An 11,720-nucleotide genomic window follows, 5' to 3' on the forward strand; every position below is an offset into this window, starting at 1 on the left:
GATTGGGCTTTTTGGGGCTATGGCCTGGGGACGTAACGAATGAGCACATCCGTCATACTTCTGTGCCTTGTGGTGATCGGTGCCGCCGCCTATCTGGTCGCGCGCAGTCGGGCCACGGCACTTGCCGGGGGCCGGTCCTCCGCATTGCATTCACGGCCGGTCTATTACGGCGCCTATGCGGCGATCTGGGCGGTTCTCCCTGCTCTCCTCGCGCTCTGCGTCTGGCTCTCGGTCAGCCCCGGCATCATCCAGTCCTCGGTTCGCAGCCACTTCCCCGCCGATGTCAAGGCTCAAGCCGCCGTCGAGCAGGATCTTGGCTATTCCATGGTGGCGACGGTCGCCCGTGGCCTGACGATGCTGACCTCGGATGAAACCGCAGCGGTCGCCGGCGATCCGGCCGCCCTGCAGGCCAAGCTCAGCGAAAAGGGTGTGCCGCTTGCCGGCCAGCCGCTGCCTTACATGCTCGACGCAGCCAAGACGCTCAACGCCAAGAGCATGACGAGCCGCCTCGCCATGACGGCGGTCGTCTTCATCCTCGCCATTGCCGGCGCCTTCTATGCGCTGCGCGCCATCGCCCCGCGCTTCCGCGCCCGCAATCGGGTTGAGCGTTTCATGCTCTGGGGCCTGCTACTCGCCTCTTCGATTGCTATCCTAACGACGATCGGCATCGTATTCTCGATGCTGTCGGAAGCCGCCCGCTTCTTTGCCGCCGTTCCCGCCGCCGATTTCTTCTTCGGCACCGTCTGGGACCCGCGTTTTGCCGGAGCCGGCAGCTCGTCCTTCGGTCAGTTCGGCCTTATCCCGCTGCTGCTCGGCACGCTCTATATCGGCATGGTCGCCATGCTGGTTGCCGTACCGGTCGGCCTGTTTGCCGCGATCTACATGGCCGAATACGCCTCGCCGAAGCTGCGCGGGATCGCTAAGCCGCTGCTCGAAGTGCTCGCCGGCATTCCGACGATCGTTTACGGCTTCTTTGCGCTCGTCACCGTCGGCCCGTTCCTGCGCGATTTCTCGGCTCAGATCAGCGGCCTGCTCTCCGGCAACTACACCAACTTCATTCAGGCGCAGAGCGTTCTGACCGCCGGCATCGTCATGGGCATCATGCTGATCCCCTACGTCTCCTCGCTGTCGGACGATATCATCACCGCCGTGCCGCGGACGCTGCGTGACGGTTCGCTCGGTCTTGGCGCCACACGCTCCGAAACCATCAAGAAAGTGGTCTTGCCCGCAGCCCTTCCCGGCATCGTCGGCGCCTTGCTGATGACCGCCTCGCGCGCCATCGGTGAAACTATGATCGTCGTGCTGGCCGCCGGTGTCGCCGCCCGCATCCAGATCAACCCCTTCGAGCCGATGACGACGGTGACCGTCAAGATCGTCAATCAGCTCACCGGCGACCTCGAGTTCACCTCGCCGCAGACGCTGGTTGCCTTCGCCCTTGGCATCACGCTGTTCTGCATCACGCTTTGCCTCAATATCTACGCGCTCTACATCGTGCGCAAATACCGGGAGCAGTACGAATGACGGATATTGTTTCTCCCGCCGGGATAACCGTTTCCAAGGCGCCCACGCGCCGCGATATCGGCATCAAGCGCCGCTACGCCGCCGAACGCCGGTTCCAGGCCTATGGCATCGCCGCCATCTCCTTCGGCCTCATCTTCCTGTTCATCCTGCTGTGGACGGTGATCGGCAAAGGCTACACCGCCTTTCAGCAGACGGCGATCACCCTGCCGATCGAATTTTCCGAGAAGACGATCGACCCCAGCAATAAGCGTGCGACCGATGCTTCGGTGCTGATCGCCGCCAACTACCCGGTTCTCCTGCGCGACGCGATCGTCAAGCAGCTGAACGTCAATGCCGCAAGCCGTCCCGACGTGCGCGATGCATCCGCCATGCTCTCCAAGGGTGCGCCGGTCCAACTGCGCGACATGGTCGTCGCCGACCCGTCGATCATCGGCAAGACGGTCAATGTCACCGTGCTCGCCGACGCCAATGTCGACAGCGCCAACAAGGGCCAGATCGACCTGTCGGTCGATGAGAAGAACCGCAAGGTCAACGACAAGCAGGTTGGCTGGATGAACGAGCTGAAGGCGAGCGGCGCTCTCCACAAGCAGTTCAACACCGGCCTCTTCGTCAACGGCAATTCCAGCCGTCCGGAGGCCGCAGGCCTTGGCGTCGCCCTCATCGGCTCGCTCTATCTGATGCTGATCGTGCTGGTGCTCGCTCTGCCGATCGGCGTTGCCGCCTCGATCTATCTCGAGGAGTTTGCGCCGAAGAACAAGCTGACCGATCTGATCGAGGTCAACATCAACAACCTCGCCGCCGTGCCCTCGATCGTCTACGGTCTGCTCGGCCTTTCCGTCTTCATCAACTTCGTCGGCCTGCCGCGTTCGGCTTCGCTGGTTGGCGGCCTGGTGCTGACGTTGATGACCCTGCCGACGATCATCATTGCGACGCGCGCCGCACTGCGCGCCGTGCCGCCGTCGATCCGCGCTGCAGCCCTCGGCCTCGGCGCCTCGAAGATGCAGATGGTGTTCCACCATGTTCTGCCGCTCGCCATGCCCGGCATCCTCACCGGCACGATCATCGGCCTGGCGCATGCGCTCGGCGAAACCGCGCCGCTGCTGCTGATCGGCATGGTCGCCTTCGTCGCCAACGCGCCGACGACGCCGCTCGATCCCTCGACGGCTCTGCCCGTGCAGGTCTATATGTGGGCCAACGAGGCCGAACGTGCCTTCGTCGAGCGGACTTCGGGTGCCATCATCGTCCTGCTCCTGTTCCTGATCGTCATGAACATGGGCGCCATCCTCTTGCGTCGTCGCTTCGAGCGCCGCTGGTAAACGGAGTTACACATCATGAACATGTTGACGGAAGCTGCAGTTGAAAAAGCGCTGGATCAGAAGATGAGCAACGTCCCTTATAAGATGATCGGCAAGGATGTCTCGGTTTACTATGGCGAGAAGCGCGCGCTTTTCGATGTGAACCTGAACATCCGCGAAAACACCGTAACCGCGCTGATCGGCCCGTCCGGCTGCGGCAAGTCGACCTTCCTGCGGAGCCTAAACCGCATGAACGACACGATCGACGGCTGCCGGGTCACCGGCAAGATCACGCTTGATACCGACGATATCTATGATCCCGATATCGACGTCGTCGAACTTCGCGCCCGCGTCGGCATGGTCTTCCAGAAGCCGAACCCGTTCCCGAAGACGATCTATGAAAACGTCTCCTACGGCCCGCGCATCCATGGCCTTGCCAAGTCGAAGGCCGATCTCGACCAGATCGTCGAGACCAGCCTGCAGCGTGCCGGCCTCTGGAACGAGGTCAAGGACCGCGTGCATGAATCCGGCACCGGCCTGTCCGGCGGTCAGCAGCAGCGCCTCTGCATTGCCCGCGCCGTCGCCGTCAGCCCTGAAGTCATCCTGATGGACGAGCCCTGCTCGGCGCTCGACCCGATCGCCACCGCCAAGGTCGAGGAACTGATCCACGAACTGCGCGAGAACTACACGATCGTCATCGTCACCCACTCCATGCAGCAGGCCGCGCGCGTCTCGCAGCGCACCGCCATGTTCCACCTCGGCAATCTCGTCGAGGAGAACGACACCGACAAGATGTTCACCAATCCCGACGATCCGCGCACCCAGGACTACATCATGGGTCGCTTCGGTTGATTTTGGCGACACCAAGCCTTCCCGTTATTCGAGGATAAAGCCCCATGGCATCGACACATATTTTTTCTGCCTATGATGATGATCTGAAGTTCCTGTCCAGGCGGATTTCCGAAATGGGCGGCCTGGCCGAGCAGATGGTCAGCGAGGCCGTCCGGGCGCTCGTCAACGGCGATACCGCGCTGGCGCAGAAGGTCATCTCCGACGATGTGATCCTCGATCACGCCGAGCGAGAAATCGGCGACAAGGCGATCGTTACCATCGCCCGCCGTCAACCGATGGCCTCGGACCTGCGCGAAATCATGGGTTCGATCCGCATCGCCGCCGATCTCGAACGCGTCGGCGACCTCGGCAAGAACACCGCCAAGCGCGTCATCGCCGTGCAGAGCACCGGCGTTCCGCGCAAGCTCGCCCGCGGTCTCGAGCATCTGTCCGAGCTGGCGCTCGTCCAGCTCAAGGAAGTGCTCGACGTCTACACGACGCGCTCCGCCGACAAGGCCAATGCGATCCGTGAACGCGACAACGAGATCGACGCGATGTACACCTCGCTGTTCCGCGAGCTGCTGACCTACATGATGGAAGATCCGCGCAACATCACCAGCTGCACGCATCTGCTCTTCTGCGCCAAGAACATCGAGCGCATCGGCGACCACGCCACCAACATCGCCGAGACGATCTACTACATGGCGACCGGCGCACAGCCGGAAGGTGACCGTCCGAAAGACGACAGCGCCAACACCGTCGGCGCGGTCACGGAATAAAGCCCATACTAGCCGTTGCGTGCGCGCCCATCCGGGCGCGCAAAGAGGTCGCAGCCACCTTTCTGAATTTGCGCAGGATGCATTGCTTAAATCACCCCGGTTTAAGGAACATGCGCGAGGAGACCGACAGGCATGATCCCGAGAGTTGCAGTTGTTGAAGACGAGGAAGCCTTGAGCGTGCTTCTTCGCTACAATCTCGAAGCGGAAGGCTTCGAGGTCGATACTATCCTTCGTGGCGACGAAGCCGAAATCAGGCTTCAGGAGCGCACGCCCGACCTGCTCATCCTCGATTGGATGCTGCCCGGCGTCTCCGGCATCGAACTCTGCCGGCGCCTGCGCATGCGGCCGGAAACCGAACGTCTGCCGATCATCATGCTGACGGCGCGCGGCGAAGAGAGCGAGCGCGTCCGCGGACTGTCGACCGGGGCCGACGATTACGTCGTCAAGCCGTTCTCGACCCCGGAGCTCGTTGCCCGCGTCAAGGCGATGCTACGCCGCGCCCGTCCCGAGGTGCTGTCGACGGTGCTGAAATGCGGCGATATCGAACTCGACCGCGAAACCCATCGCGTCCATCGCAAAAGCCGCGAAGTCCGCCTCGGCCCCACCGAATTCCGCCTGCTGGAATTCCTGATGTCGTCGCCGAGCCGGGTCTTCTCCCGCTCGCAGCTTCTCGACGGCGTCTGGGGCCACGATATCTATGTCGACGAACGCACCGTCGACGTCCATGTCGGCCGCCTGCGCAAGGCGCTGAACTTCTCCAACATGCAAGACGTCATCCGCACCGTCCGCGGCGCCGGCTATTCGATGGAAGCCTGAGGGGTTTCCGATAAAGTCGAGCAAGCTCTGCCCCTCACCCTAACCCGACCGGGGTCGAGCCACTCGTCTCGACCCCGGTCGGTGCCGGCAGGCGGATGAGGGGCAGCCACACCCAACGTACTCACATAAAAAAACGGGCCTTCCAGCCCGTTTTTGCATGTCGACAATGTCACCCGTTCAGCTCGCCCGCGCTGCCGCCCGGCGGCGTTCGTTGACGGGCTGGTAGGCGAGTTTCTGGTGATAGCCGCAATAGGGTGAATTGTCGGGGGACTCGCAGCCGCAGAAGTGGAAGTCATCCTTCAGCGGATCGCCGACCGGCCACTTGCAAGTGCGTTCGGTCAGTTCCGTCAGGCCGAGGCGGCGGGAGATCGGCACGACCACGTTGCCTTTCGGCACGTATTCCATTTCCTCGACCGTTTCGATCTCGATCTCTTCCTTCAGCATCGTTGCGCCCTGCTGGCGGGTAACGGTGCGGGTGGTGATCCGAGAGGCGAAGTTCGGCGCGCGCGGCGCCGATGTATTGCGTTTCGGCGTTCGGGCCGTGGCGGCCGTGCCGCCGGCCTTGGCGCGGCCCGGAAGGCTCAGGCGGTGCACCTTGCCGATTACAGCGTTTCTGCTGACACCGCCAAGTTGCGCCGCGATCTGGCTGGCGCTCAGTCCTTCGGCCCAAAGCTTCTTGAGTTTCTCGACCCGCTCGTCTGTCCAGTTCATGCCCTGTCTCCACCTTCTGCGTTGGTGATGGCAGAATCCCTCACCGTTGCCTCGGAAGCTCCGAAACAAGAAACGCTTGATCAATTTTGGTGACTAGTTCCGCCGCATGCAGTCTAGTAATTGAACTTTAACCTAGTGTGAGCGTGACTCCGTGACAAGAGTCGCATGAATCCGGATGAATCGAATTCGGAGTTTTCCCCAACTTGCTGCCCCAGCGTGTCATTTCTGCAATAAAGCCTGTTGAAGGTCGAAAACACCGCTGTACAACCTTGCTGCATGCGCTAAGGGCGCAGTTTTGTTGACATTGCAGCGCGAAAAGGAAATAGTACCGCTGGCCGCCGCAAGGCGGCATTTTTAATTTTTCGGGCCTGGTTTTCTTAGCCGGAGTCCGTTGCTTGATAACTCTGATCGGGAGACCGCGCCATGGCTGAAGCCGCGCCGCTTTATGACACCTACTCTCGTGCCCCGCTGCGGTTCGAGCGAGGCGAGGGCGTGTGGCTGATCACCGAAAGCGGCGAACGTTATCTCGATTTCGGCGCCGGTGTTGCCGTCACCTCGGTCGGCCACGGCAATCCGCATGTGGTCGGCGCGCTGAAGGAGCAGGCCGACAAGGTCTGGCACCTCTCCAACATCTATGAGATCCCCGGCCAGGAGCGTTTGGCCAAACGGCTGACCGACGCCACCTTCGCCGACAAGGTGTTCTTCACCAATTCGGGTGCTGAAGCGCTCGAATGCGCGATCAAGACGGCGCGCCGTTATCAGTTTTCCAACGGCCATCCCGAGCGCTTCCATATCATCACCTTCGAGGGCGCCTTCCATGGGCGGACGCTCGCGACAATCGCCGCCGGTGGCCAGGAGAAATATCTCGAAGGCTTCGGCCCCAAGGCGCCGGGTTTCGATCAGGTGGCGTTCGGCGACATCGAAGCGGTCCGCGCCGCGATCACCGATGCGACGGCGGCAATCCTCATCGAGCCGGTGCAGGGCGAGGGCGGCGTGCGTCCTGCCACCCCCGAATTCATGAAGGCGCTTCGCCAGATTTGCGACGAAAACGGCCTGCTGTTGATCCTCGACGAGGTCCAGACCGGCGTTGGCCGCACCGGCAGGTTCTTTGCCCATGAATGGTCGGGCGTCACGCCCGACATCATGGCGGTTGCCAAGGGCATCGGCGGTGGTTTCCCGCTCGGCGCCTGCCTTGCTACTTCAGAGGCCGCCTCCGGCATGAAGGCCGGCACGCATGGCTCGACCTATGGCGGCAATCCGCTCGCCATGGCCGTCGGCAGCGCCGTGCTCGACATCATCCTCGCCGATGGCTTCCTCCAGCAGGTGCGCGACGTAGCACTCGTCTTCCGCCAGGGCCTCGCCTCGCTGAAGGATCGCTATCCCGATGTGATCGAGGATATCAGAGGCGAGGGGCTGTTGCTCGGCATCAAGGCTGCTATTCCCTCGGCCGAATTGCTGCAGGCGATCCGCGCCGCCCATCTGCTCGGCATACCCGCCGGCGATAACGTCATCCGCCTTCTTCCGCCCCTCGTCGTCACCGCCGAGGAAGCCCGAGAGGGCCTTGACCGCATCGAGCGCGCCGCCGAGAGCATTCGCGCCGCGAAGGTCAAGAAAACGGCTTGAAGAGATTGCCGCCTTCGGGCGCAGCACAGGTAAGAACATGGCTCCCAAACATTTCCTCGATCTTTCCGCGGTCACCTCAGCCGATCTCAGAACCATCATGAACGATGCGCTCGCCCGCAAGCAGGCCTTCAAGGCCGGCACGGGCGACAAGCCGCTCGCCGGCAAGATGCTGGCGATGATCTTCGAGAAGCCGTCGACGCGCACCCGCGTCTCCTTCGATGTCGGCATGCGCCAGCTCGGCGGCGAAACGCTGTTCCTGTCCGGCACCGAGATGCAGCTCGGCCGCGCCGAGACGATCGGCGACACCGCCAAGGTTCTGTCGCGTTATGTCGATGCGATCATGATCCGCACTACCGAGCATTCGCGCCTGGTGGAGCTTGCCGAACATGCGACCGTGCCTGTGATCAACGCGCTGACGGATGACACCCATCCCTGCCAGATCATGGCCGATATCATGACCTTCGAAGAGCATCGCGGCCCGATCAAGGGAAAGACCATCGCCTGGACCGGCGACGGCAACAATGTGCTGCATTCGCTGGTCGAAGGCGCCGCCCGCTTCGGCTATCGCATGAACATGGCGGTGCCCCTTGGCTCGGAGCCTAAGGATCACTATCTGAACTGGGCCCGCAATGAGGGCGCCGAAATCATGCTCTGCCATGATGCCGACCGTGCGGTCGAAGGCGTCGATTGCGTGGTGACCGATACCTGGGTCTCCATGAATCAGGAACATCGGGCCCGGGGTCACAATGTCTTTCAGCCTTACCAGGTCAACGCGGCCTTGATGGCGAAGGCCGGCAATGATGCATTGTTCATGCATTGCCTGCCCGCTCATCGCGGTGAGGAAGTGACGGACGACGTGATCGATGGTCCGCAATCCGTGGTCTTCGATGAAGCGGAAAACCGTCTTCATGCGCAGAAGTCGATTCTTGCTTGGTGCCTGGGCGCGATCTGAACCATAATCGGACGCCGCGTGCGAAAAACGCGTGGCCGCGCGAGCGAAGAGCACCCTGTCCTTTCGCTTGAAAACTAGGAGTGAATCCATGGCAGAAGCTGCAGCCGCCCTCGGCCAGTTCGATTTCGCCGGCGATGACCATGTCGTCCCCTTTCAGGTGGACGGGCTGGATGTGCGCGGCCGCGCCGTCCAGCTCGGCCCGATGCTCGACGCGATCCTCGAGCGCCATCATTATCCGGCCCCTGTCGCCCGGCTGCTCGCCGAAGTCGTCGTGCTGACGGTGCTGCTCGGCACCTCGCTGAAGTTTGACGGCAAGTTCACCGTGCAGACCAAGGGCGACGGCCCGGTCGATCTTCTCGTTGCCGATTTTTCGACGCCGGAAAATGTCCGTGCCTATGCCCGTTTCGACCAGGCGCTGCTCGACAAGGCCATTGAAGCTGGCGAAACCGAGCCGGAGCAATTGCTCGGCCACGGCGTGCTTGCCTTCACCATCGACCAGGGCAAGTTCGGCCAGCCCTACCAAGGTATTGTCGCGCTCGACGGCACCACGCTCGAGGACATTGCCGGCGTCTACTTCCGCCAGTCGGAGCAGATCCCGACGCGCGTGCGTCTGGCCGCGGCCGAACTCTTCGATCGCGACGATGAAGGCCAGCCACGCCATCGCTGGCGGGCAGGTGGCCTTGTCGCCCAGTTCCTGCCGGAAGCGCCGGAGCGCATGCGTCAACCGGATCTCCACGGCGGCGACGGCGACACCGGCAGCCGCCCGCATAGCGAGGACGATTCCTGGGCCGAAGCGCGTTCGCTGGTCGAGACCATCGATGCGGATGAACTCACCGATCCGCTGGTTGGCACCGAGCGGCTGCTGTTCCGCCTGTTCCACGAGCGCGGCGTGCGCGTCTACGAACCGCGCGCCGTCTTCGATCGCTGCAGCTGTTCGCGTGACAAGATCAAGGGCGTGCTGAAGGGCTTCTCTGCCGAGGAGATCGAGGCCAGCCAGGAAGATGGCGAGATCGCTGTCACCTGCGAATTCTGCTCGACCACCTATCGCTTCGAGCCGGTCGAACTTCAGCCGGCCGAATAGGCTCGGTTGGCCCCTGATATCTGCCCCTCACCCTAACCCTTGCCGGGGTCGAGCCACCGGTCTCGACCCCGGTCGATGCCGGCAGGCGGATGAGGGGCCGGTGTCGGCAATCTATCAAGCGGGCAAAATGATTTCGGGCCGGCCTGTCAGTTGAGCACGCGCAACAACCCCGGTGAATCCAGCGAGAAGGCGGGAATGTCGACATCGAAGGTGTCGCCTTCGTCCGTTTCCATCTGGTAATGGCCGAACATCAGCCCGGAGGGGGTGTCGAGTGGGCAGCCGGAGGAATATTCGTAGGTGTCGCCGGGGCTGAGCCGCGGCTGTTCGCCGACGACGCCCGGACCGGTGACCTCGTCCACCTGTCCATTCTGGTCGGTGATATTCCAATAGCGATTGACCAGGCGAACGGCGATGCCGGAATTGTTGCTGATGACAATCCGATAGCCCCAGACATAGCGATCGTCGTCCGGATCGGATTGCTCCTCCAGATAGAATGGTTCGACGACGACTTCGATATCTTTTGTGAGGGCGCGATACATGCCTTGCACCTTAGTCAAGATATGTTACCCGTATCTTATAAGAGGCCCTGCCCGTCAAGAAACGGAACGTTGATCGTCACTAAAACGGTCGTGATCGAAGTGTTTCGATCGTTAAGCCTAATTGTCGGTGTCAATTCCACTTCCGAACGCCGGCGCGACCGAGCTTGTTCCCCCGGCCTCAACCTGCTGAGGTCCGGCGAGCCGAACGCCGGTGAGGTCTGGCGAGCCGAACCCCAAGCGAGGTCCGGCCGCCAATATCCCTGGATCAGGCCGAGACCTTGGCAAGCGCCTTGGCGAAATCCTCGATCAGGTCGTCGGTATCCTCGATGCCGGCCGAAAGGCGGACCGTACCCGGGGAAATGCCGAGTTCGGCGCGCGCCTCCTCCGACAGGTTCTTGTGGGTGGTGGTTGCCGGATGGGTGATCAGGCTCTTGCTGTCGCCGAGATTGTTGGAAATCTTGATGATATCGAGCGCGTTCTGCAGCGCGAAGGCGGCTTCCTTGCCGCCCTTCAGCTCGAAGGCGACGAGGGTCGAGCCGCCGGTCATCTGCTTGGCGATGATATCGGCCTGCGGATGGTCCTTGCGGCCGGGATAGATCACCTTGGCGACCTTGCTTTGCTCGGCCAGAAAATCGGCGATCTTCGCCGCATTCTCAGTCTGCTGCTTCACGCGCAGCGGCAGCGTCTCGATGCCCTTCAGCAGCGTCCAGGCGTTGAACGGCGACATGGCCGGGCCGGTGTGGCGGAAGTAGTCGTGCAGATTCTCGTCGATCCAGTCCTTGTCGGCCAGCACCACGCCGCCGAGGCAGCGGCCCTGGCCGTCAATATGTTTGGTGGCGGAATAGACGACGATATGGGCGCCGAGCTCCAACGGCTTCTGGAAAAGCGGCGTGGCGAAGACGTTGTCGACGATAACCTTGGCGCCGATCTGGTTGGCGAGCTTGGCAACACCTGAGATATCGACCACTTCGAGCGTCGGGTTGGTCGGGCTTTCCAGGAAGAACACCTTGGTGTTCGGCCGGATTGCCTTTTCCCAATTTGCAAGATCCCGGCCGTCGACCAGCGTGCACTCGATGCCGTATTTCGGCGCCAATGTCTCGACAACCCAGCGGCAGGAACCGAACAGCGCGCGCGCCGCGACGATATGGTCGCCTGATTTGACCTGGCAGAGCACCGCCGCGGTGACGGCCGCCATGCCGGAGGCGGTGGCGCGGGCGTCTTCCGCGCCTTCGAGCATGCACATCCGCTTTTCGAACATGTCGTTGGTCGGGCTGCCGTAGCGGGCGTAGATGTAGCCTTCCGTCTCGCCCTTGAAGCGGGCTTCGGCCGCCTCCGACGTGTCATAGACGAAACCCTGCGTGAGATAGATTGCTTCGGACGTCTCGCCATATTGCGAACGCAAGGTTCCGCCGTGGACGAGTTGGGTTGCCGGGCGCCAGGTCTTGCTCATGCCATCACCTTCACATAACAAAAAAACCGGTCGCAAAAGCAGACCGGTTTTCAACCCGGTCTTTTTAGCCACTTGTTTAACGTGGCTGCAAGCCGACCGGCCAAATCACCACGGGATAATTC

The 11,720-nt window shown here is 62.1% G+C and carries 11 protein-coding genes and 1 riboswitch; of the genes, 8 read left to right on the forward strand and 3 right to left on the reverse strand.

Features of this window, described 5'->3' with window-relative positions:
- Positions 1-39: 39 nt before the first annotated feature.
- The 5 genes from pstC to phoB all read left to right on the forward strand — a co-directional run bounded on the left by pstC (position 40) and on the right by phoB (position 5,242).
- Entirely contained in the window at positions 40-1,521 is a 1,482-nt protein-coding gene (pstC, locus tag HJB83_RS29005; protein WP_207582778.1) for a phosphate ABC transporter permease subunit PstC, read from the forward strand.
- Positions 1,518-2,837, forward strand: a complete 1,320-nt coding sequence (gene pstA / locus HJB83_RS29010; protein WP_207582779.1) for a phosphate ABC transporter permease PstA — start codon at positions 1,518-1,520, stop codon at positions 2,835-2,837. The genes pstC and pstA overlap by 4 nt, the downstream gene beginning before the upstream one ends.
- Before the next feature lie 15 nt (positions 2,838-2,852).
- Entirely contained in the window at positions 2,853-3,668 is an 816-nt protein-coding gene (pstB, locus tag HJB83_RS29015; protein ID WP_007633576.1) for a phosphate ABC transporter ATP-binding protein PstB, read from the forward strand.
- A gap of 44 nt (positions 3,669-3,712) precedes the next feature.
- Positions 3,713-4,426 carry a phosphate signaling complex protein PhoU gene (gene phoU, locus HJB83_RS29020; protein WP_164006409.1) on the forward strand — a complete coding sequence of 238 codons (714 nt, stop codon included), beginning with the start codon at positions 3,713-3,715 and terminating at the stop codon, positions 4,424-4,426.
- A gap of 132 nt (positions 4,427-4,558) precedes the next feature.
- On the forward strand, positions 4,559-5,242 hold the full coding sequence (gene phoB, locus HJB83_RS29025) for a phosphate regulon transcriptional regulator PhoB (protein ID WP_007633570.1): 684 nt from the start codon (positions 4,559-4,561) through the stop codon (positions 5,240-5,242).
- 177 nt (positions 5,243-5,419) lie between these two features.
- On the opposite strand, the gene HJB83_RS29030 is transcribed toward phoB, so the two are convergent.
- Positions 5,420-5,953 carry a GcrA family cell cycle regulator gene (locus tag HJB83_RS29030; protein WP_207582780.1) on the reverse strand — a complete coding sequence of 178 codons (534 nt, stop codon included), beginning with the start codon at positions 5,951-5,953 and terminating at the stop codon, positions 5,420-5,422.
- A 423-nt stretch (positions 5,954-6,376) separates the two neighbouring features.
- On the opposite strand from HJB83_RS29030, the gene HJB83_RS29035 reads away from it, so the two are divergent.
- The 3 genes from HJB83_RS29035 to HJB83_RS29045 all read left to right on the forward strand — a co-directional run bounded on the left by HJB83_RS29035 (position 6,377) and on the right by HJB83_RS29045 (position 9,609).
- Complete coding sequence (locus HJB83_RS29035; RefSeq protein WP_207582781.1) at positions 6,377-7,576, forward strand: aspartate aminotransferase family protein; 1,200 nt, start codon at positions 6,377-6,379, stop codon at positions 7,574-7,576.
- 37 nt (positions 7,577-7,613) lie between these two features.
- Positions 7,614-8,528: an ornithine carbamoyltransferase gene (argF, locus tag HJB83_RS29040; RefSeq protein ID WP_007633567.1), complete on the forward strand. Its 915-nt coding sequence runs from the start codon at positions 7,614-7,616 to the stop codon at positions 8,526-8,528.
- 88 nt (positions 8,529-8,616) lie between these two features.
- Positions 8,617-9,609, forward strand: coding sequence for an Hsp33 family molecular chaperone (locus tag HJB83_RS29045; RefSeq protein ID WP_207582783.1), 993 nt, complete (start codon positions 8,617-8,619; stop codon positions 9,607-9,609).
- Positions 9,610-9,755: 146 nt separating this feature from the next.
- Here HJB83_RS29045 and apaG read toward each other — a convergent pair whose 3' ends face one another.
- A complete protein-coding gene (gene apaG, locus HJB83_RS29050; RefSeq protein WP_007633565.1) occupies positions 9,756-10,148 on the reverse strand; it encodes a Co2+/Mg2+ efflux protein ApaG in 393 nt (130 codons plus the stop codon).
- Positions 10,149-10,413: 265 nt separating this feature from the next.
- Positions 10,414-11,598, reverse strand: coding sequence for an O-succinylhomoserine sulfhydrylase (locus tag HJB83_RS29055; protein ID WP_221116138.1), 1,185 nt, complete (start codon positions 11,596-11,598; stop codon positions 10,414-10,416).
- A gap of 43 nt (positions 11,599-11,641) precedes the next feature.
- A riboswitch (SAM riboswitch) is annotated at positions 11,642-11,720 on the reverse strand.

It is taken from the genome of Rhizobium sp. NZLR11 (assembly GCF_019685115.1).
In the GTDB taxonomy this organism is placed as follows: Bacteria; Pseudomonadota; Alphaproteobacteria; order Rhizobiales; family Rhizobiaceae; genus Rhizobium.

Excerpts from the sequence above, each read along its gene's own strand:
- HJB83_RS29030 (WP_207582780.1), bottom strand. The coding sequence starts at position 5,953 with ATGAACTGGACAGACGAGCGGGTCGAGAAACTCAAGAAGCTTTGGGCC.
- phoU (WP_164006409.1), top strand. The coding sequence starts at position 3,713 with ATGGCATCGACACATATTTTTTCTGCCTATGATGATGATCTGAAGTTC.
- pstB (WP_007633576.1), top strand. The coding sequence starts at position 2,853 with ATGAACATGTTGACGGAAGCTGCAGTTGAAAAAGCGCTGGATCAGAAG.
- HJB83_RS29045 (WP_207582783.1), top strand. The coding sequence starts at position 8,617 with ATGGCAGAAGCTGCAGCCGCCCTCGGCCAGTTCGATTTCGCCGGCGAT.
- phoB (WP_007633570.1), top strand. The coding sequence starts at position 4,559 with ATGATCCCGAGAGTTGCAGTTGTTGAAGACGAGGAAGCCTTGAGCGTG.
- pstA (WP_207582779.1), top strand. The coding sequence starts at position 1,518 with ATGACGGATATTGTTTCTCCCGCCGGGATAACCGTTTCCAAGGCGCCC.
- apaG (WP_007633565.1), bottom strand. The coding sequence starts at position 10,148 with ATGTATCGCGCCCTCACAAAAGATATCGAAGTCGTCGTCGAACCATTC.
- pstC (WP_207582778.1), top strand. The coding sequence starts at position 40 with ATGAGCACATCCGTCATACTTCTGTGCCTTGTGGTGATCGGTGCCGCC.
- argF (WP_007633567.1), top strand. The coding sequence starts at position 7,614 with ATGGCTCCCAAACATTTCCTCGATCTTTCCGCGGTCACCTCAGCCGAT.
- HJB83_RS29035 (WP_207582781.1), top strand. The coding sequence starts at position 6,377 with ATGGCTGAAGCCGCGCCGCTTTATGACACCTACTCTCGTGCCCCGCTG.
- HJB83_RS29055 (WP_221116138.1), bottom strand. The coding sequence starts at position 11,598 with ATGAGCAAGACCTGGCGCCCGGCAACCCAACTCGTCCACGGCGGAACC.